17 protein-coding genes are annotated in these 20,747 nt (G+C 64.3%); 3 read left to right on the top strand and 14 right to left on the bottom strand.

Features of this window, described 5'->3' with window-relative positions:
• Positions 1 to 145 precede the first annotated feature (145 nt).
• The 3 genes from NKH98_RS10620 to NKH98_RS10610 form a co-directional block, all read right to left on the bottom strand.
• Positions 146 to 1,375 carry an amidohydrolase/deacetylase family metallohydrolase gene (locus NKH98_RS10620; RefSeq protein ID WP_352898200.1) on the bottom strand — a complete coding sequence of 410 codons (1,230 nt, stop codon included), beginning with the start codon at positions 1,373 to 1,375 and terminating at the stop codon, positions 146 to 148.
• Positions 1,376 to 1,397: 22 nt separating this feature from the next.
• Entirely contained in the window at positions 1,398 to 1,763 is a 366-nt protein-coding gene (locus NKH98_RS10615; RefSeq protein WP_254817935.1) for a RidA family protein, read from the bottom strand.
• Between the two features lie 178 nt (positions 1,764 to 1,941).
• Complete coding sequence (locus tag NKH98_RS10610) at positions 1,942 to 2,370, bottom strand: Lrp/AsnC family transcriptional regulator (protein WP_352701191.1); 429 nt, start codon at positions 2,368 to 2,370, stop codon at positions 1,942 to 1,944.
• A gap of 123 nt (positions 2,371 to 2,493) precedes the next feature.
• On the opposite strand from NKH98_RS10610, the gene NKH98_RS10605 reads away from it, so the two are divergent.
• Entirely contained in the window at positions 2,494 to 3,597 is a 1,104-nt protein-coding gene (locus NKH98_RS10605) for a saccharopine dehydrogenase family protein (protein ID WP_352802237.1), read from the top strand.
• 169 nt (positions 3,598 to 3,766) lie between these two features.
• On the opposite strand, the gene lpdA is transcribed toward NKH98_RS10605, so the two are convergent.
• The 4 genes from lpdA to NKH98_RS10585 form a co-directional block, all read right to left on the bottom strand.
• Entirely contained in the window at positions 3,767 to 5,161 is a 1,395-nt protein-coding gene (gene lpdA, locus NKH98_RS10600; protein WP_352898197.1) for a dihydrolipoyl dehydrogenase, read from the bottom strand.
• A 174-nt stretch (positions 5,162 to 5,335) separates the two neighbouring features.
• The gene (locus NKH98_RS10595) at positions 5,336 to 6,709 is read right to left on the bottom strand and encodes a dihydrolipoamide acetyltransferase family protein (protein WP_352898195.1); all 1,374 of its coding nucleotides are present in this window, start codon (positions 6,707 to 6,709) and stop codon (positions 5,336 to 5,338) included.
• 12 nt (positions 6,710 to 6,721) lie between these two features.
• On the bottom strand, positions 6,722 to 7,735 hold the full coding sequence (locus NKH98_RS10590; protein ID WP_352648595.1) for an alpha-ketoacid dehydrogenase subunit beta: 1,014 nt from the start codon (positions 7,733 to 7,735) through the stop codon (positions 6,722 to 6,724).
• A 2-nt stretch (positions 7,736 to 7,737) separates the two neighbouring features.
• Positions 7,738 to 8,970, bottom strand: coding sequence for a 3-methyl-2-oxobutanoate dehydrogenase (2-methylpropanoyl-transferring) subunit alpha (locus NKH98_RS10585; RefSeq protein WP_254817940.1), 1,233 nt, complete (start codon positions 8,968 to 8,970; stop codon positions 7,738 to 7,740).
• Positions 8,971 to 9,399: 429 nt separating this feature from the next.
• Between NKH98_RS10585 and holA the strand changes: the two genes are divergently transcribed.
• A complete protein-coding gene (gene holA, locus NKH98_RS10580) occupies positions 9,400 to 10,446 on the top strand; it encodes a DNA polymerase III subunit delta (protein WP_352898191.1) in 1,047 nt (348 codons plus the stop codon).
• Positions 10,447 to 10,688: 242 nt separating this feature from the next.
• Here the strand turns inward: holA and NKH98_RS10575 are convergent, their stop codons facing one another.
• From NKH98_RS10575 to mnmE, 5 genes are all read right to left on the bottom strand, one after another.
• Positions 10,689 to 11,570 carry a ParB/RepB/Spo0J family partition protein gene (locus tag NKH98_RS10575; protein WP_352898189.1) on the bottom strand — a complete coding sequence of 294 codons (882 nt, stop codon included), beginning with the start codon at positions 11,568 to 11,570 and terminating at the stop codon, positions 10,689 to 10,691.
• A gap of 39 nt (positions 11,571 to 11,609) precedes the next feature.
• Complete coding sequence (locus NKH98_RS10570) at positions 11,610 to 12,410, bottom strand: ParA family protein (RefSeq protein ID WP_254817943.1); 801 nt, start codon at positions 12,408 to 12,410, stop codon at positions 11,610 to 11,612.
• Between the two features lie 47 nt (positions 12,411 to 12,457).
• Positions 12,458 to 13,099: a 16S rRNA (guanine(527)-N(7))-methyltransferase RsmG gene (gene rsmG, locus NKH98_RS10565; protein ID WP_352898186.1), complete on the bottom strand. Its 642-nt coding sequence runs from the start codon at positions 13,097 to 13,099 to the stop codon at positions 12,458 to 12,460.
• The gene (mnmG, locus tag NKH98_RS10560; RefSeq protein WP_352898183.1) at positions 13,096 to 14,970 is read right to left on the bottom strand and encodes a tRNA uridine-5-carboxymethylaminomethyl(34) synthesis enzyme MnmG; all 1,875 of its coding nucleotides are present in this window, start codon (positions 14,968 to 14,970) and stop codon (positions 13,096 to 13,098) included. Before mnmG ends, rsmG begins: the two co-directional genes overlap by 4 nt.
• Positions 14,971 to 15,187: 217 nt before the next feature.
• On the bottom strand, positions 15,188 to 16,516 hold the full coding sequence (mnmE, locus tag NKH98_RS10555) for a tRNA uridine-5-carboxymethylaminomethyl(34) synthesis GTPase MnmE (protein WP_352898180.1): 1,329 nt from the start codon (positions 16,514 to 16,516) through the stop codon (positions 15,188 to 15,190).
• Between the two features lie 59 nt (positions 16,517 to 16,575).
• Here mnmE and NKH98_RS10550 point away from each other — a divergent pair, with 59 nt between their 5' ends.
• Positions 16,576 to 18,591, top strand: coding sequence for a thioredoxin domain-containing protein (locus NKH98_RS10550; protein ID WP_352898177.1), 2,016 nt, complete (start codon positions 16,576 to 16,578; stop codon positions 18,589 to 18,591).
• Between the two features lie 178 nt (positions 18,592 to 18,769).
• Here NKH98_RS10550 and rho read toward each other — a convergent pair whose 3' ends face one another.
• Both rho and hemJ read right to left on the bottom strand, forming a co-directional pair.
• On the bottom strand, positions 18,770 to 20,035 hold the full coding sequence (gene rho / locus NKH98_RS10545) for a transcription termination factor Rho (RefSeq protein ID WP_023675925.1): 1,266 nt from the start codon (positions 20,033 to 20,035) through the stop codon (positions 18,770 to 18,772).
• Positions 20,036 to 20,201: 166 nt separating this feature from the next.
• The gene (hemJ, locus tag NKH98_RS10540) at positions 20,202 to 20,747 is read right to left on the bottom strand and encodes a protoporphyrinogen oxidase HemJ (RefSeq protein WP_502894230.1); all 546 of its coding nucleotides are present in this window, start codon (positions 20,745 to 20,747) and stop codon (positions 20,202 to 20,204) included.

Genomic DNA, 20,747 nt, shown 5'->3' with positions numbered 1-20,747 from the left:
AGAGATGTCGCCAAAGGCGACAGAGGGGATCGCCGCGCGCCGAGCGCCAGCCTCCTCTACAAGCAGCAGCAGGCTGAGCCCCGTCGGACCTACCCCCTCTGGCCTGCCGGCCATCTCTCCCTCATGGGGCCTCAAAGGGGGGAGATCACCCACGCCCGAAATGCCGGGCGGCAACCTCGACATGCGTGTCGTGCGCATGCGCTTCGAAGCGCTCGGTTTCGCCGAAATCGTCCAGCGCCTCGTTCGGCCACCACGTGCCGCCGACCACAATGCCGTCAGAGACCAGCCTTTGCTCGGCGACCAACGAGGCGCCGACCGAGTCGACAAAGGTGAAGCGGCCGGGACGCAGCCGCAGCACCGCGATGTCGCCGACCGCACCAACCGCAAGCCTGCCCAAATCTGGCCTGGCGATCGCTTCGGCCGGCCGCTGTGTCGCGGCGCGCAGCACCTCGACCAGCGGCATGCCGAGGACCAGCAGCTTCGACATGCACACCAGAATGTCGAAGGCCGGTCCGTCGACGCAGTAGAGGTGCACGTCGCTGCTGATCACGTCCGGCGCCAGCCCCTCGCTCAGCATCGCCTTGGCCACCTCGAAATCGAACGAGCCCATGCCGTGGCCGATATCGAAGATGACGCCGCGTTCGCGCGCCAGCCGCATGTCCGGCCGCACCGCGCCCGAAGCCAAGACCGGTGCGTTGGGAAACGGCCGGAAGCAGTGGGTGAGGATATCGCCTTTGCGCAGCCGCGGCAGCACTTCCGAGCGGCCCGGCGGCGGCTCGTCTATATGCGCCATCAGCGGCAGGCCAGCCTTGTCGGCGGCTTCCAGCCCGAGATCGACCGGCGCGATGCCGCTGCTGCCGCCGGCATGGCGACCGGAGCGGACCTTGACGCCGACGATCACGTCTGCGTGCTCACGCGCCGCCGCCACCGTTTCGCGCGGTTCGCAGAGCCTGAGGTCGCTGCATTCGCCGACCGCGACGGTCTGCGAGAAGCCGAAAATGCCGGCAAAGGAGATGTTGACGTAAGCCAGGATACGGACCTTCGAGCGCTCGATGACGTGGCGGCGAAAGCCGAGGAAATTGCCGGCGCCGGCGCTTCCGGCATCGACGAAGGTGGTGGTGCCGCTCTTTGCGGCGAGCCGGTCGGCATCGACGCCGAGCGACGTGCCGCCCCAATAGACATGGCTGTGCAGGTCGATCAGGCCGGGCGCGACGATCGAGCCCGTGGCGTCGATGACGCGGGCTGCACGTTCGAAGGGGATTTCGGCGTCGATGGCGGCGATACGGCCGTCGCCAATCGCCAGATCGCGTTGTGCGTCGAGGCCCGACGCCGGATCGATGAGGCGGCCGCCTTTTATCAGGAGATCGAATTGCATTGCGCCTGTCTCCGTTTTTCCGTCAGGCCGGCCTGTAGGCGACGGCTTCGACCTCGATCTTGATGTCGATCATAAGCCGTGACTCCACCGTCGTGCGTGCCGGCGGATCTTTCGGGAAATGCCGGGCATAGACGGTATTGAAGATGCCGAAATCGCGCGCGTCCTCGAGCCAGACCGTCGTCTTGACCACGTCGTCGAGCGTGCAGCCGGCCAGCGCCAGTGCCGCCTTGACGTTCGACAGCACCTGTTCGGTCTGCTCGGCGATGCCGCCCTTGACCACCAGCCCGTCGCTGCCGACCGGCACCTGGCCTGAGACATAGACGAAATCGCCGGCCCTGACCGCCGGCGACAACGGCACATGGGATTTTCCGAAACACTGCTTGGGCAAGGAGGCCTCCTGTCTAGGTCCTTTGGGTGAACGCGCGATGCTGCGAGAGATTGGGGGCGGCTGCACGCCATCGATCCACATTTTGAAAGCCTATATCGCTTTGCTGCGGTAACGCCAGAACGATCACCACCCTTGGCGATCCTTCGCGCCAGCGTCTGGACCCGCGACACCAGCCGGCTCAGCGGTCGATCCGCGTCGACAGGATGATCGACGACGACGTCCGCTCGACCCCGTCCATGGCGCCGATCTGGTCGAGGAGCGTGTCGAGATCCCTGATCGACGGCGCTTCAACGACAACGATCATGTCGAAATTGCCGCTGACCGAGTGCAGCGTTCGAACCTGTGCCAGCGCCTGCAAGCTGCGCACCACCTTGTCGGCGAGCTTGGGGGTGACGGTAAGCAGGACATGCGCCCTGACCAGCCCCTGTTCGTAGTCGGGCGAAAGCCTGACACCGTAGCCGGTGATGATGCCGCGCTGTTCCAGCCGCTCGATCCGGCTCTGCACCGTGGTCCGCGACACGCCCAGCCGCCGCGCCAGTTCGGCGGTCGAGGCGCGTGCATTGATGCGCAGCAGGGAAAGTAGAGCCTGGTCGGCATCGCTGAGCATTTCGACGAACCTTGCCGGCACATTGCACAAAGAGAGACTGCGTTTCGTACAGTCTCACGCTTCCTTTCGACAGGCAAGCTGCGATTCTAGCCATCAATCCAATGTTGGTGCGAGGGACCTGTCATGAAGGAAATCATCGTCGTCGGCGCCGGCAAGATCGGCTCGACCATTGCCGAGATGCTGGCTTCCACGGGCAACTACCATGTCACGCTCGTCGACCGCTCGGCGGCGCAGCTCGGCGCGGCCGAACTGCCTGAAACGGTCGAGACGCTGGAACTCGACATCGAAGCCGCCGGCACCCTCGAAGCGGCCTTGGCCGGCAAATTCGCGGTGCTCAGCGCCGCGCCCTTCCATCTGACCACGCGCATCGCGGAGGCGGCGGCCAGTGCCGGCGTGCACTATCTCGATCTGACCGAGGATGTCGTCAGCACCAGGCGGGTCAAGGAACTGGCGCGCTCCGGCAGCAGCGCCTTCATTCCGCAATGCGGCCTGGCGCCGGGCTTCATCTCGATCGTTGCCAACGACCTCGCCAGCCGCTTCGACACGCTGGAGAGCGTGCGCATGCGGGTTGGCGCGCTGCCGCAGTACCCGTCGAACGCGCTGAACTACAATCTGACCTGGAGCACCGACGGCGTCATCAACGAATATTGCGAGCCTTGCGAGGCGATCGTCGAAGGCGAGCTGATCGAGGTGCCGCCGCTCGAGGAGCGCGAGGAGTTCTCGCTCGACGGCGTCACCTATGAGGCGTTCAACACCTCGGGCGGGCTGGGCACGCTGGCCGAAACGCTGAAGGGCAGTGTGCGCACGCTGAATTACCGCACCATCCGCTATCCCGGCCATGCCGCGATCATGAAGGCGCTGCTCAACGACCTCGGCCTGCGCCACCGCCGCGACGTGCTGAAGGACATTTTCGAAAGCGCCCTGCCGGCAACGCTGCAGGACGTGGTTATCGTCTTCGTCACCGTCAGCGGCCGCAAGAACGGCCGTCTGCTGCAGGAGACCTATGCCAACAAGATCTACGCCAGGCGCGACGGCGAAAAGGTGCGCAGCGCCATCCAGATCACCACCGCATCGGCGATCTGCGCCGTGCTCGACATGCTCGCCGACGGCACCTTGCCGGCAAGAGGTTTCATCAAGCAGGAGGACATCGCGCTCGACGCTTTTCTGGCCAACCGCTTCGGCCGCGCCTATGCGCAGCACGAGATGGTTAGCCGGCTTGCAGGGTGAGCTGCGTAATCTCCCCCCTCGAGGGGGAGACGTCGCCGAAGGCGACAGAGGGGGGTCGCCTCGCGAAGAGCGCCAACCTCCATCTGTCGCAAGGGCGGTCGCATCCAGTCGAACCGACCCCCTCTGGCCTGCCGGCCATCTCCCCCTGAAAGGGGGAGAGCGCGAGCCCTCAAACATGCACCGCCCGCCCAAGCGCCTTCAGCGCCGCTTCCTGAAAACCCTCGCCCTGTGTCGGATGGGCATGGATCGTCCCGGCGATATCCTCCAGCGTCGCACCCATCTCCAGCGCCAGCCCAAACGCAGTGGACAGCTCCGACACGCCCTGGCCGACGGCCTGGATGCCGAGCACCAGATGGTTGTCCGCCCGCGCCAATACCCGAACGAATCCGTCCTCGCCCAACTTCGTCATTGCCCGGCCATTGGCGGCGAGGGGAAACAGTCCGACCTTGATCTCGCCACGGGCCTTGGCCTCTTCCGGCGACAGGCCCGCGGTGACCAGCTCCGGATCGGTGAAGCAGACAGCCGGGATCGCTCGTCTGTCCCAGCTGCGCCTGTGGCCGGCGACGATCTCGGCGACCATTTCACCCTGCGCCATCGCCCGGTGCGCCAGCATCGGCTCGCCGGTGACGTCGCCAATGGCAAAGATACCGCGCATCGAGCTGCGGCACTGGTCGTCGATGCGGATGAAGGGGCCAACCATGTCGAGGTCGATCTGCTCCAACCCCCAGCCTTCGGTCACCGGCTTGCGACCGACCGTGACCAGGACCTTGTCGGCAGCGATCTTGCCGTTCTTGCCGCCATTCGTCTCGACCAGCAGCGCGTCGCGCTTGGTGGACAGCCCCTTGGCCTTGGCGTTCACGAGCACCTCGATGCCCAACTCGGCCAGCCGCTTAACCACCGGCCGGGTCAGTTCCGCATCGTATTGTGCCAGCACGCGCGGCAACGCCTCGACCACGGTCACCTTGGCGCCCAGCTTGGCAAAGGCGATGCCGAGTTCCAGCCCGATATAGCCGCCGCCGACCACCGCCAGCCTCTCCGGAACTTCGCTCAGCGCCAGCGCCTCGGTCGACGAAATGACCGGTCCGCCGAACGGCAGCGATAGCAGTTCGACCGGCGCCGAGCCGGTCGCAATCAACACCGTTTCGGCGCGGATCACCTGCATGCCGATCTCGGTGTCGACGGCAACGGTCTTGCCGTCGCGAAATGTCGCCCAGCCATGCACCGTCTTCACGCCAGCTTTCTTCAGCAGACCGGCAACACCGTTGTTCAGCCGGCTAACGATCCCGTCTTTCCAGGCCATGGTGGCGGCGAGATCAACCGATGGTGCGGCGATCGCAATGCCGAGCGGGTTCTTGCCGCTGGCCATGTGCGAGAGCTTCTCGAACTCCTCGGCCGCGTGGATCAGCGCCTTGGACGGGATGCAGCCGACATTGAGACAGGTGCCGCCCGGTCTGCCGAACTCGACGATAACCGTGTCTATGCCGAGCTGCCCGGCACGGATAGCGCAGACATAGCCGCCCGGACCAGCGCCGATGACCAGCAGCTTGCAGGAGATTTCCTTCATGGCGATAGGCTCTTGTTGGCGAAGAAAGGCCCCCTCATCCGGCCGCTTCGCGGCCACCTTCTCCCCGCTGGGGAGAAGAGGCTAGCGCCGGCGCTGGCGACCTCCTCTCCCCTCGGGGAGAGGGTAGCGAAGCGGAGGCCGGGTGAGGGGGCCGTTGCGACCGTTCTCATTACCTCAGTCCACAAAAATCAACGCCGGCGTCTCGAGCAGCGTCTTGATGCGTTGGATAAACACCGCGGCATCCCAGCCGTCGACGACGCGGTGGTCGAAGCTGGAGGACAGGTTCATCATCTTGCGCGGGATGAACTGGCTGCCGTCCCATACCGGCCGCACCATCATCTTGTTGACGCCGACGATCGCCACTTCCGGATGATTGATCACCGGCGTCGTCGCCACGCCACCCATGGCGCCGAGCGAGGTGATGGTGACGGTCGAGCCCGAAAGCTCGTCGCGTGTCGCCGTGCCCGACCTGGCCGCCTCGGCGAGCCTGTTGACCTCGGCGGCGCAGTCCCAGATGTCGCGCGCCTCGGCGTGCTTGACCACCGGCACCATCAGCCCCGCAGGCGTCTGCGCCGCGATGCCGATATGGACGCCGCCATGCTGGTGGACGATGCCGGCTTCGTCGTCGAACAGCGCATTGAGGTTCGGCTGGTCGGCAATGGCCTTGACCATCGCCCGCATCAGGAACGGCAGCAGCGTCAGCTTCGGCCTGTCCGCGCCCGGCCGCTTCTCCTTGTTGAGCGCGGTGCGCAAATCCTCGAGCGCGGTGACGTCGATCTCCTCGACATAGGTGATGTGCGGGATGCGCGACTTGGCCAGCGTCATCTTCTCGGCGATCTTTCGCCTGAGCCCGACTATCTTGATGTCCTCAACCGCCTCGTTGCGGGCGAAGCCAGGGGCCTTCGCCAGCTGTGGCCCCCGCGCCAGGAAGGCGTCGATGTCCTCATGCCGGATGCGGCCGGCCGGGCCGGTTCCCGAAACCTGCCGAAGGTCGATGCCGGCCTCTTTCGCCCTGAGGCGGACGGCCGGCGAGGCCAGTGGCTTTTCTCCCTCGGGACGCGGCGCGCTGTTGACCTTGGACCTGGCGCCGTCATCCTCGGGCTTGTCCCGAGGATCTACCGACCTCTCGGAACTGATCGCGTCATATCCGTGTGGGACGGCAGATCCTCGGGACAAGCCCGAGGATGACGGCGCCAAATTGGGTAATGACGGCTCCAAGCCCGAGGACGGGCGAGCCCGCGCATCGTCAGGGGCACCCTCCGCCGTAACGTCTGCAAGCGTCGCGCCAACCCTGACGTTCCCCTCGCCCGCCACTTTCAACCTGACAATCGGCGAGCCGATCGCCACAGTGTCGCCGATCTCCGCACCCAGCCAGAGGATCTCGCCATCGACGGGCGAAGGAATTTCGACCGTCGCCTTGTCGGTCATGACGGCGGCAAGCACGGCGTCCTCGCGCACGAGATCGCCGACCTTGACCTGCCATTCGACCAGCTCGGCCTCGGCGACGCCTTCGCCGACATCGGGCAGCTTGATGACATATTCGCCCATTGTCTTCCCCCCTCAGGCCTCCATCGTTTCGACGAGCGCGCGGCCTAGCCGGGCGGGACCGGGAAAATAGTCCCACTCCTGCGCATGCGGATAGGGCGTGTCCCAGCCGGTGACCCGCGCCACCGGCGCTTCCAGATGGTAGAAGCAGTTCTCCTGAACCAGCGCAGAAAGTTCGGCGCCGAAGCCGGATGTCAGCGTCGCCTCATGCACGACCACGCAGCGCCCGGTCTTGTTGACCGAGGCGACGATCGTCTCGAGATCCAGCGGCAGCAGTGTCCTCAGATCGATGACCTCGGCATCGATGCCGGTCTCCTCGGCTGCCGCTTGGGCGACATAGACCATCGTGCCATAGGCAAGCACGGTAACTGCCGCACCAGGCCGCCGGATCACCGCCTTGCCGAGCGGCACCGTGTAGTGGCCATCGGCGACTTCGCCGAGCTGATGCTTCGACCATGGCGTCACCGGCCGCTCGTGATGACCGTCGAAGGGGCCGTTATACAGCCGCTTCGGCTCCAGGAAGATCACCGGGTCGGGATCCTCGATCGCCGCGATCAGCAGGCCCTTGGCGTCGTGCGGATTGGACGGAACCACGACTTTCAGGCCGGAGACGTGGGTGAACAACGCCTCCGGGCTCTGGCTGTGGGTCTGGCCGCCGAAAATGCCGCCGCCGGTCGGCATTCTCACGACGATCGGGCAGGTGAAATCGCCGTTCGACCGGTAGCGCAGCCGCGCCGCTTCCGAGACGATCTGGTCATAGGCCGGATAAACATAGTCGGCAAACTGCACCTCGACGCAAGGCTTCAGCCCGTAGGCCGCCATGCCGATGGCCGCGCCGACAATCCCGGATTCGCTGATCGGCGCATCGAAGCAGCGGCTCTTGCCGTATTTCGCCTGCAGGCCTTGCGTGCAGCGGAAGACGCCGCCGAAGAAGCCGACATCCTCGCCGAACACGATGACGCGTTCGTCGCGCGCCATCGACACGTCCATGGCGTCGCGGATCGCCTCGATCATGGTCCGCCGCGGCATGGTCAGACCCCGGCCTGTTGGCGCTGGCGCCTGAGATGCGGCGGCATCTCGGCATAGACGCCCTCGAACATATCGCGCGCCGAAGGCTTGCCGCCGGCATGCAGCGTGCCGTGGCGCTCGGCCTCCCGCTGCGCTGAAATCACCGTGTCGAGGATTTCCGCCTCGGCCTGGGCGTGGCGTTCGTCTGACCAGACGCCGCGCTGGATGAGGTGGTTCTTCAGCCTGACGATCGGGTCGCCGAGCGGCCAGGCGTCGGACTCGGCCTTCGGCCTGTAGGCCGACGGGTCGTCGGAGCTCGAATGCGCGCCGACGCGGTAGGTGACGTATTCGACCAGCGTCGGCCCGAGATTGCTGCGCGCCCGTTCCGCCGCCCATTTGGCCACCGCATGGACGGCGAGATAGTCGTTGCCGTCGACGCGCAGTGACGGGATGCCGAAGCCGAGGCCGCGTGCAGCAAAAGTACCGGAGCCGCCGCGGGCAATGCCCTGGAAGGTCGAAATCGCCCACTGGTTGTTGACGACGTTAAGCACGACCGGGGCCTTGTAGGTCGAGGCGAATACCAGCGCCGAATGGAAGTCGGACTCGGCGGTCGAGCCGTCGCCGATCCAGGCGGCGGCGATCTTTGAATCGTTGCTGATTGCCGAGGCCATCGCCCAGCCGACTGCCTGGATGTACTGCGTCGCCAGATTGCCGGAGATCGAGAAGAAGCCGTGCTCCTTCGACGAATACATGATCGGCAATTGCCGCCCTTTCAGCGGATCGGCCTCGTTCGAATAGATCTGGTTCATCATCGTGACCATCGGGTAGCCGTCGGCGATGAGCAGGCCGGCCTGCCGATAGGTCGGAAAATTCATGTCGCCCCGCGACAGCGCCTTGCGAAAGGCGCAGCTCACTGCCTCTTCGCCGAGATGCTGCATGTAGAAAGAGGTCTTGCCCTGGCGCTGCGCCATCTGCATGCGCGCATCGAAGCTGCGCAGCGTCATCATATGGCGTAGCCCCTCCAGCAACTCGTCGTCCGAAAGCAGCCCTGCCCACGGCCCGACCGCCTCGCCAGCGCGGTTGAGCACGCGGATGATCGAGAAGGCCAGATCGCGGATGTCGCGCGGGTCGACGTCGATCTTCGGGCGCGGCACCGAGCCAGCTTTTGGAATGCTCACATTGGAGAAATCCGGCGTCCCGCCCGGCCGCACTTCCGGTTCCGGAACATGGAAGCGCAACATTCCGGCATCGGCCATGATCTCGGTCCTCCACTGTTGCCCGGCCAGGATAGTTGCACACCGCCGGACCAGTGCCAATTCGTCGGGCGCGGCTTGTCTGCCGCTGGTTACTGCCGGCGGCAGACAAGATGGAGATATGTCGGCGAAATTTCTTGTCGATCTTCCGCGCCAGCGCGCAATTTGGGAGATGATTGCGCCGGGTTTCTCGCCAGATAAGGCAATGCGTCGGGTTGGGCGGCGCGAGCACCTCCTTCTCCCCTTGTGGGAGAAGGTGGCCGAGCGAAGCTCGGTCGGATGAGGGGTGTTCCAGCTTGGCGCCGACAGCGTTCCGTCCAGCACCCCTCAACCGTCTTGGCGCTTCGCGCCAATCCACCTTCTCCCACAAGGGGAGAAGGAAAGGAGGGCGGCACCGTTCACCCAGCGCCTGCGTCATGCTAATCAGCGCCCATGGCACAGAAGAAAGGTTACGAGGTCGATTCGTGGTTGGCGCGGCCCGATCCGCGCGTCTCGATCGTGCTGCTTTACGGTCCCGATCGCGGGCTGGTTGCCGAGCGGGCAAAGGCCTTTGCCGGCAAGACCGGCCTGCCGCTCGACGATCCGTTCTCAGTGGTCAGGCTGGACGGTTCGGAAGTCGACCGCGACGAGGGCCGCCTGCTCGACGAGGCCCGCACCGTGCCGATGTTTTCGGAGCGGCGCCTTCTATGGGTGCGCAATGCCGGCGCCCAGAAGGCGCTTGCCGACGACGTCAAGGCGCTGACGTCGGAGCCCGCGCGGGACGCCACCATCCTTATCGAGGCCGGCGACCTGAAGAAGGGCGTCGGCCTGCGCGCCGTGGTGGAGGCGGCGGATAATGCCATGGCATTGCCTTGCTATGCCGATGAAGCCAGGGATATCGACACGGTCATCGACGACGAACTGCGCAAGGCCGGCATGTCGATGACGCTGGAGGCCCGGCAGGCGCTGCGCCGCAATCTCGGCGGCGACCGGCTGGCCTCGCGCGGCGAGATCGAAAAGCTTGTGCTTTATGCGCATGGCCAGGTCGAAATCGGCCTTGACGACGTCAAGGCGACGTCTGGCGACGTCTCAGGCCTCTCCTTCGATGCGGCGGTCGACGCCCTGCTCGAAGGCAGGATCGCCGACTTCGACACCGCCTTTACCCGCCATTGCCAGTCCGGCGGCCAGCCCTTCCTGGTGCTTTCATCGGCGATGCGGCAGCTGCAGACGATCCAGGCCATGCGCGGCCAGATGGACGCCGGCGGCCGCAATGCTGCTTCGGTCGTTGCCGCGGCGCGCCCGCCGGTTTTTTTCTCCCGGCGCAAGCTGGTGGAGAAAGCCCTCGAACGCTGGAGCAGCGAAGCGCTCGGCCGCGCACTCAACCGCCTGCAGACGGCGGTCCTGCAGACACGCCGGCGGCCGGATCTGTCGATCGCGCTGGCACGCCAGGCCCTGCTCGGCATTGCCGTGGAGAGCGCAAGGCTGGCGCAGCGAGCCTGATCTCCCTCTTCGAGGGGGAGACGTCGCCGAAGGCGACAGAGGGGGTCGCCGCGCGTGGAACACCAGCCCCTTCCGCGACGACAGACGACGTGAGCGCTTGATGTGAGACGACCCCCTCTGGCCTGCCGGCCATCTCCCCCTCAAGGGGGGAGATTAACTACTTCGACGATTTAGCCAATCACCGGCGCGGCGGCAGCCACACTTTGTTTGCCGGCTAAAGGCCTCGATGTCTTAGCAACCCACTACTCCCGCTTCAGCCTTCGGCAAAGCTCGTCAAGCTGCTCCAGCGTCCGGTAAGCGACGCTGATCACGCCGCCGCGCTGGTTGTGCTCGATCGTGACGATCATGCCGATCGTATTGGTCATCAATTTTTCCAGCGCCAGCGTGTCGGCATCCTTTTGCGGCGGGGGCGCGGGCTGGCGCTTTGCCGCCGGCGCGCCGACGGGCATTTGTGCCAGCGCCTCGGCCTGGCGCACCGAAAGCCCTTCATCGATGATCCGCTTGGCGAGCCCGGCCGGGTCGTCGGCCGTCACCAGGGTACGGGCGTGGCCGGCCGAGAGCGCGCCGTCGACCAGCATGTCGCGGATGACGTCGGGCAGCTTGAGCAGTCTCAACGTGTTGGCGACATGGCTGCGGCTCTTGCCGATCACCTGGCCGAGATCGGCCTGGGTATAGCCGTGGTCGTCGATCAGCTGCTGGTAGCCCAACGCTTCCTCGACCGGGTTGAGGTCGGTGCGCTGGACGTTTTCGATGATCGCCAGTTCGAGCGCCGTGCGGTCGTTGACGTCGCGTACGATGATCGGGATTTCGGTCAGCCCGGCGCGTTGCGCCGCGCGCCAACGACGCTCGCCGGCGATGATCTCGTAGCGGCCCGTTTGGGTTTTCGACGGCCGCGCCACCACCGGCTGCACCACGCCATGTTCGCGGATCGACTGGGCGAGGTCGGTCAGGTCGGCGTCGCCAAAATGCCGACGCGGGTTCTTCGGGTTGGGGCTGAGGAACTCGATCGGCACCTTGCCGTCGGCCGCCAGCCCTGGCTTTTCCGGAGCCGCCGGGCGATCGATTTCGCCGATCAGCGCCGCCAGCCCCCGTCCCAGTCTTTTTCTCGAAGGGTCTTCGTTCATTGTCTGTCCAGATCGTTTCGGTATCGAATCGGCTTATCGTTAGGCGGCCCGCAATTTGCGCTCGCGGCGGATCACTTCCGAGGCAAGCTGCAGATAGGCCTGGCTGCCCGAGCATTTGAGGTCGTAGAGAATCGCCGGCTTGCCATAGGACGGCGCCTCGGAAACGCGGACATTGCGCGGGATGACGGTCTCATAGACCTTGTCGCCCATATGCGCCCGGACATCCTGCACCACCTGGTTGGCGAGATTGTTGCGCCCGTCAAACATGGTCAGCACGATGCCCTGGATCGTCAGGTCGGGGTTGATCGAACGGCGCACCTGCTCGACCGTCTCCAAAAGCTGGCTCAGGCCCTCCAGCGCGAAAAACTCGCACTGCAGCGGCACCAGCACCGAATCTGCCGCAGCCATCGAATTCAGTGTCAGCAGGTTGAGCGAGGGCGGGCAATCGATCAGCACATAGCCGAAATTGGCCGAGCGCGCGGCCGAAGCCCGCAGCGCGTTGCGCAGCCGCAGCACCCGATCCGGCGCCGAGGCGATTTCCATCTCGATGCCGAGCAGGTCGAGCGTCGACGGCACGATCGACAGGCCAGGCACCGCCGTCGGGATTGCCGCCGCTTCGAGGTCCAGTTCGCCGGTCAGCACATCATAGGAGGAGACGGTGCGGTCGCGCCGGTCGATGCCGAGCCCGGTGCTGGCGTTGCCCTGCGGGTCGAGGTCGACGATCAGCACCTGTTCGCCTATGGCCGCCAGTGCGGTGGCCAGATTGATGGCCGTCGTCGTCTTGCCGACGCCGCCTTTCTGGTTGGCGACGGTGATGATTCGGGGGCCGTTCTTCATCATGGGTCTATGCCAGAAATTCATGCCAGAAATTCATTTGGGGTCGCCGGTCACAAGCCAGGGTGAGGTCGCAAGTCGGATACTTCGAGAATGACGCCCTGCGCGTCGGTTGCACTGGCATGTTCTACCAGATTGAAGGACCATCGTTGAGCGCTTTCTGCCACTTCGGCGCGGTAATCCCGGCCTTTGTGAAACAGGCCATGCGACCCCTTGGTCAGCCACGGCGCCGCCAAGTCGAGCAAGTCGGGCAGCGAGGCGAGTGCCCTGGCTGTGACGATTTGCGGTCCAGGAACAAGAGGATAGCTATCGTCGATGCGGCGCGCGATGACCTTGGCGGGCAGATTGAACTGTCCGACCACCGTTTGCAGGAACGATGCTTTTTTCCGGTTGCTTTCAACAAGATCGATGCTGGCGCCTTCCCGCTCGGCAAGCAAAAATGCCAGCACGAGGCCGGGAAACCCGCCGCCGGAGCCGAGATCGACCCAGCGCTTCGCCTCGGGTTTGATTCGCGCCAGCTGCGCGCTGTCGAGGATGTGGCGGCGCCAGACATCGTCCTGCGTCGATTGCGCGGCCAGATTGATCCGGCGATTCCATTTCTGGAAGACGGCCTCGAACGCGACCAGACGATCGAATGTTTCACGTGAAACCGGGCCCGCTGCCGCTTGCAGGTTTGCCCAGGACGCAGCGCTCACGCGACCTGCTTTCGCGCGGCCGCTTCGGCATTGCGCACATGGGCGACGATGATTGCCAGCGCCGCCGGCGTCATGCCCTCCATACGCTGCGCATCGGCAATGGAGCGCGGCTGGCGTGCCAGCATCTTCTGCTTCAACTCATTGGACAGGCCGGGAACAGAGGCAAAGTCGAGCGATTCGGGAATCAGCCTGCTCTCCTCATGCCTGATCTGCGAGACGTCAGCCCGCTGGCGGTCGAGATAGACAGAATATTTGGCTTCCGTTTCAAGACGTTCGGCCGTTTTGCTGTCGATCGCCGCGAAAGCCGGCTCGATCCGCGCCAGCCAGGCGATGTCGACGCCCGGATAGGCCAGCAACTCATAGGCTGAGCGGCGGACGCCGTCCCGGTTGATTTCGAGCCCATGGCGCGCCGCCTCATTGGGAGTCATCGTGGTGCCGAGGGCGAGCTGTCGCGCCTTCTCAAGGTTTTGCACGACATTGTTGAACCGCTGCATCCGCTCTGCCGAGGCGATCCCCAGTCTCATCGCCAGCGGCGTCAGCCGCTCATCGGCGTTGTCGGCTCGCAGCGATAGCCGGAACTCGGCCCGCGAGGTGAACATACGGTAGGGCTCGGCGATGCCGCGGCTGGTCAGATCGTCGACCATCACCCCGATATAGGCTTCGGTGCGGCTGAGCGCGATTTCATCGCTCGCCGAGGCCTTGCGCGCCGCGTTGAGGCCGGCGAGCAGTCCTTGCGCGCCGGCCTCCTCGTAGCCGGTGGTGCCGTTAATCTGGCCGGCGAGGAAAAGACCGCCGATCCGCTTTGTCTCCAGCGTTGGCTTGAGCTCGCGCGGGTCGACATGGTCATATTCGATGGCATAGCCCGGCTGCAGCATGGTTGCCCGCTCCAGCCCTGGAATGGTCTTTAGAATATCCAGTTGCACATCTTCCGGCAGCGAGGTCGAAATGCCGTTCGGGTAGACCGTGTCGTCGTCCAGCCCTTCCGGCTCCAGAAAGATCTGGTGGCCTTCGCGGTCGCCGAACTTGACGATCTTGTCTTCGATCGACGGGCAATAACGCGGCCCGACGCCTTCGATTGACCCCGAATACATGGCCGAGCGGCCGAGATTGGCGCGAATCAGCTCATGCGTGGCATCGGTCGTTCGGGTGATGCCGCAGTGGATCTGCGGGTTTTCGATGCGCTCGGTGAGCAGCGAGAACGGCACGGGATCTTCGTCCGCCGCCTGGCTCTCCAGCGACGCCCAATCGATCGTCCTGCCGTCCAGCCGCGGCGGCGTGCCGGTCTTCAGCCGCCCGAGCTTGAAGCCGGCGCGGCTCATCGTCGCCGAGAGGCCGACGCTCGCCTGCTCGTTCATGCGGCCGGCGACAATCTTCTTCTCGCCAATATGGATCAGCCCGCGCAAGAAAGTGCCGGTCGTCAGCACCACGGCGCCGCAGGCGAGCCGGCGTCCATCCGCCAGCAGCACCGCCGCGATGCGCCCATTGTCGATTTCAAAATCGAGAACCTCGCCCTCGACCACATCGAGACCGGCCTGCTCGCGAATCGCCGCTTGCATGGCGAGGCGATAGAGCTTTCTGTCGGCTTGCGTTCGCGGACCACGCACCGCCGGCCCTTTGCGGCGGTTGAGCAGCCGGAACTGGATGCCGGCCGCATCGGCAACGCGCCCCATCAGCCCGTCCATGGCGTCGATCTCGCGAACCAGATGGCCCTTGCCGAGGCCGCCGATCGCCGGATTGCAGGACATCACGCCGATCGTGTCGAAGCGCAGCGTCACCAGCGCCGTTCTGGCGCCAGCCCGCGCAGCGGCGCTTGCAGCCTCGCACCCAGCATGGCCGCCGCCCACCACAACCACATCGTAGCGATTGGTCATTTGTATATTCCGATTCAAATCTGCCGACACATGTGCCCACAGCCACATGCTGTCAAGAACACCGCTCGTTTCACGTGAAACAATGTAGCGGTATCAGCGCCTGGTGTTTCACGTGAGTCACGGCGTTGGTGCCTTCGGTGGCGCGGAACATCGGCGGACGGCGAAGGAGCGCCGTCGCTCGCCTTCTGTCACTGTTGCTTGCAATGTTTCACGTGAGTCATTTGCCGATACAGAACTGCGAAAAGATAACGTCCAGCATATCCTCGACATCGACCGCCCCGACGATTCGTCCAAGCCGATCCGCTGCCAGGCGCAGTTCCTCGGCCCGTAGCTCCTGCCCGCGATGACCACTGACCACTGCTGTGGCCAGGAAGCGTTTCGTCTCGTTGAGCAACTCGACGTGCCGCAGCCGCGACGGTAGGATATCGCCGGCCTTGCCGATCTGCGCTGCGGCACGACGCCCGATCTCGTCCAGCAATTCGGCCAGACCCGTGCCGTCCCGCGTCGAGATGGCGAAATCATAGTGCGCCGGGGGCGAGGGTGACTTGCCCCCCAACAGGTCAATTTTTGTTCCGACCCTCAGCGCCGGAATGCCGCTCGGCACCACACCGATCGCGACTGGCTCCGCCAGATCCTCCAGCAGCAACAGCAGATCAGCGCTGTGCGCCTTGGTCCTGGCCTTCTCGATGCCGATCGCCTCGATCTTGCCGGGCGCCTCCCGCAGACCGGCGGTGTCGGTTACCCTGACCCGCACCCCTTCCAGGTCCAGCACCACTTCTAGCAGGTCGCGGGTCGTGCCGGGCTCGCCGGTGACGATGGCCGCTTCGCGCCGCGCCAAGGCGTTGAACAGGCTGGACTTGCCGGCATTCGGCGCGCCAAGGATGACGACTTCGAACCCGTCGCGGATAATTTCGGCGGCACGAAAGCCGGCGACATGGCGCTCGATTTCGTCGATCATGGTCTGAACATCGGACCAGACCGTATCGGCGACCGAACCCGGCACGTCGTCCTCGTCGGCAAAATCGATCTCGGCCTCGATCATCGCCCGAGCGTGGATCAGCCGTCGGCGCCAGCCCAGATAGAGTTCGCTCTGCACGCCCTGAGCGTTGTGAACGGCAAAGCGCCGCTGCGCTTCGGTCTCGGCGTTGATGAGATCGGCCAGCGCCTCGGTCTCGACCAGATCGAGCTTGCCGTTGAGAAAGGCGCGGCGGGTGAATTCACCAGGCTCGGCGTGCCTGACGTCGTCGAAGGAGGCGATGGTTTCCAGCATCCTCGCCACGACGGCGCGTCCGCCATGCACATGGAACTCGGCGACGTCCTCGCCGGTGAAACTGTCGGGCCCGGCAAAGAAGACGATCAGGCCGCTGTCCAACACCGATCCGTCCGGCGCCCGGAGCTTGCGATAGGTGGCCACGCGGTTCGGCACGGTCGATCCGGAAATCGTTTCGACAACGAATCGACTCTGCGGCCCGGAAATCCGGATCACCGCAATGCCGGCCGGCAGGCGCCCGCTCGACAGCGCTACGATGGAGTCTTTTAAAATCATTTGCCCGCTCTGCCGAAGCGCCCTAGCTATGCCTGTTAAATCCGCTATCGAGTAGCGCCGTGACATTGCCTGCACAAAACCTGCTTGCCGAAGAGGCCAGCCCCTATCTGCAGCAGCACAGCGGCAATCCGGTGCACTGGCGGCCATGGTCGCCCGCCGCTCTGGCCGAAGCAAAGGCGCTGCAGCGCCCGATCCTGCTCTCTGTCGGCTACGCCGCGTGCCATTGGTGCCACGTCATGGCGCACGAGAGCTTCGAGAGCGACGACGTCGCCGCCGTCATGAACCGTCTCTTCGTCAATATCAAGGTCGACCGCGAGGAGCGGCCCGACATCGACCAGATCTACATGGCGGCATTGTCCTCGATGGGCGAGCAAGGCGGCTGGCCGCTGACCATGTTCCTGACGCCGGACGGCAAGCCGTTCTGGGGCGGCACTTACTTTCCGCGCGAGGCCCGCTACGGCCGGCCGGGCTTTGTTCAGGTGCTGGAGGCGGTTGACAAGGCTTGGCGGGAGAAGAAAGAAAGCGTTAACCAAAGTGCCGACGGCCTAACCGCGCATGTCGAGACGCGGCTGGCGGGCAGCCATGCCAAGGCCGTGCTCGACCGTGCCATGCTGGCAAAGTTCGCCACCGGCATTGACGGCATGATCGACCGCGAGCTGGGCGGCCTGCGCGGCGCGCCGAAATTCCCCAACGCGCCGTTCATGCAGAGCCTCTGGCTGTCCTGGCTGCGCGACGGCACCGCATCCCACCGCGACGCCGTTCTCCTCAGCCTCGAAAAGATGCTGGCCGGCGGCATCTACGACCATATAGGCGGCGGACTCAGCCGCTACTCGACCGACGCCGAATGGCTGGTGCCGCATTTCGAAAAAATGCTCTACGACAATGCCCAGCTCGTCCGGCTATGCAACTGGGCCTATGCCGCGACCGGCAAGGAATTGTTCCGGCTGCGAATCGAAGAGACGATTGCCTGGCTGTTGCGCGAAATGCGGGTCGAGGGCGGTGCCTTTGCCGCCAGCCTCGATGCCGATAGCGAGGGCGAGGAGGGGTTGTTCTACACCTGGAGCAGGGATGAAATCGAGAACGCCCTTGGCTACGAATCAGCTTTGTTTTTCAAATACTTCACACTTGCCGATCGGCATGGCTGGGAAGGCAAGCCGATCATCCACCAAACCGAAGCCCAGCAAATACAAAGCGTCGTCGATCGTGACCTCCTGGTTCCGCTCAAGCAAAGGCTGCTGGCAGCGAGGGAACAGCGCGTTCGGCCCGGGCGTGACGGCAAGGCCCTGACCGACTGGAACGGCTTGACGATCGCAACCCTTGCTGAGGCCGGACGATCGCTTGGCCGATCCGACTGGATCGAAGCGGCGGAAGCGGCCTTTGCCGCCATTGCGGGCGCCGCCCGCGACGCCCGCCTGCCGCATTCCATGCTCGAGGAGAAGAAATTGTTTCCCGCGCTGTCGAGCGACTATGCGGCCATGGCCAATGCCGCCATCTCACTGTTCGAGGCGACCGGCAATCCCGACTATATCGATCGCGCCGGGAACTTCATTGAGCAACTCGATCTCTGGCACCGGGACAGCGACAAGACCGGCTACTATCTGACCGCATCGGACAGCGCGGATGTGCCGATCCGCATCCGCGGCGATGTCGACGAAGCCATTCCTTCCGCTACCGGCCAGATCATAGAAGCCCTGGTCCGATTGTCGTCGCTTTTGGGCGATCTCGATCTCTGGGAAAAAGCCTGGACGGTCGCCGAGCATGCAGCCGGGCGGGCTGAGCACCAGGGCTATGGCCAGGCGGGTACAGTCAATGCCTGTACCTTGGCGTTCGAGCCGTTGAAGTTGGTGATCGTGGAGAGATCTGAGAATCCAAGGCTTGTTCCGGTTGCGAATCGAAATCCGGACCCGCGCCGGGTGGACATCGTGGTGCCTGTCGGCTCGGCGACAAACCTGCCGACGCTGCCAGGCGGCGTCCTGCCACCAACCGAAAAGCCCGGCGCCTGGCTCTGCACCGGGCAGGTCTGCCTGCCAGTGATAACGGAAGCTGAGGAGCTGGAACGGATGCTGCGGCGGTGATGGACCTGGCGCTCCGTCCCTTCTCCCTTGTGGGAGAAGGTGGATTGGCGCGCAGCGCCGAGACGGATGAGGGGTGTTGGACGGAGTGCCGTCGTTGCCAAGCTGGAGCACCCGTCATCCGACCGAGCGTCGCTCGCCACCTGCTGCTCCCACAACGAAGAAGGGAAGGCCCGCAACCCTACGTATTCATCGAATCGAAGAAATCCGCGTTGGTCTTGGTCTGCTTGAGCTTGTCGATCAGGAACTCGATGGCGTCGGTTGTTCCCATCGGCGCCAGGATGCGGCGCAGCACGAAGATCTTCTGCAGGTCCTGGCGCGGAACCAGAAGGTCCTCCTTGCGGGTGCCGGACTTGAGGATGTCCATGGCCGGGTAGATGCGCTTGTCCGCGACCTTGCGGTCGAGCACGATTTCCGAATTGCCGGTGCCCTTGAACTCTTCGAAGATGACTTCGTCCATGCGGCTGCCGGTGTCTATCAGCGCGGTGGCGATGATGGTCAGCGAACCGCCTTCCTCGATATTGCGGGCAGCACCGAAGAAGCGCTTCGGCCGCTGCAGCGCGTTGGCGTCGACACCGCCGGTCAGCACCTTGCCGGATGACGGCACGACGGTGTTGTAGGCGCGGCCGAGGCGGGTGATCGAATCCAGCAGGATGACGACGTCGCGGCCGTGCTCGACGAGGCGCTTGGCCTTCTCGATGACCATTTCGGCAACCTGGACGTGGCGAACCGCCGGCTCGTCGAAGGTCGAGGAGACGACCTCGCCCTTCACCGAGCGCTGCATGTCGGTGACTTCCTCCGGCCGCTCGTCGATCAGAAGCACGATCAGGTAGCATTCCGGGTGGTTGGTGGTGATCGAATGGGCGATGTTCTGCAACAGCACCGTCTTGCCGGTGCGCGGCTGCGCCACGATCAGGGCGCGCTGGCCCTTGCCGAGCGGCGCCACCAGGTCGATGACGCGCGCCGAAATATCCTTGGAGGTCGGAACCTCCATCTCCATCTTCAGCCGCGAGGTCGGATAAAGCGGCGTCAGATTGTCGAAATGGATCTTGTGGCGGATTTTTTCAGGGTCGTCGAAATTGATCGTGTTGACCTTGAGCAGCGCAAAATAGCGCTCGCCCTCTTTCGGGCTGCGGATCGGCCCTTCGACCGTATCGCCGGTCTTCAGTGAGAACCGCCGGATCTGCGATGGTGAAATATAGATATCGTCGGGGCCTGGCAGGTAGTTGGCATTGGCGGAGCGCAGGAAGCCAAAACCGTCCTGCAGCACTTCGACGACGCCGTCGCCGATGATCTCGATATCCTGGGTCGCCAGTCTCTTCAGGATCGCGAACATCAGCTCCTGCTTGCGCATGACGCTGGCGTTCTCGACCTCGAGCGATTCCGCATACGCGATCAGCTCTGGTGGTTTCTTGTTCTTGAACTCTGTGAGCTTCATTTCTTGCATCATTAGACGGACTCTGAGTAAGCTTTGGGAAAAATATCGGCGGGATGCGACAAATGCCGGGCGCGGCCGAAGCGATAAATGGGCGGCGCATGACGGGAAGGAAGACCCGTCTTTTATCGTCGGTCGGTTGAAAGAGCAAGCCGCCTTTTGCGGGCAACCGAGGACGTCAGAACGGTTTTACGATAACCAGGACGACGATGACGATCATCAGCAATGTAGGGATCTCATTGACGATCCGCCAGTGCCTTGCCGATTTTTCATTGCGGTCTTCGGCAAATTTGCGGACGGCGCCGGCGAGATAGCCATGCACGGCCGACAGACCAACCACCGCAGCGATCTTGGCGTGCAGCCAGCCGCCCTGAAAACCAAAGCCTTTCCAGGCGAGCCACAGGCCGAATGCCCAGGTAATCACCATTGCCGGATTGATGATGCCGCGCAGCAGGCGGCGCTCCATCACCTTGAAAGTCTCCGACTGGACGGAGCCTTTTTCGGCATCGGCATGATAGACCAGCAAGCGCGGCAGATAGAGCATGCCCGCCATCCAGGAGATGACGGCAATCACATGGATCGCCTTCGCCCAGGGATAGAAATCATCGGGCCCGAAGAAAAACAGCAGCCCGGCCAGCACCAGGAAGAGGGCGATCGCAATTGCCGCGCGGCGCATCGCCTCTCGACCGCTGTTGGTGCTGTTCGCATTGTCTGCGCCCATCAT

The sequence above is a fragment of the Mesorhizobium sp. M0833 genome (genome assembly GCF_040319905.1).
Classification (GTDB): domain Bacteria; phylum Pseudomonadota; class Alphaproteobacteria; order Rhizobiales; family Rhizobiaceae; genus Mesorhizobium.
Note: the sequence above shows the minus strand (reverse complement) of the source record. Positions and strands in the feature narration are given on the sequence as shown.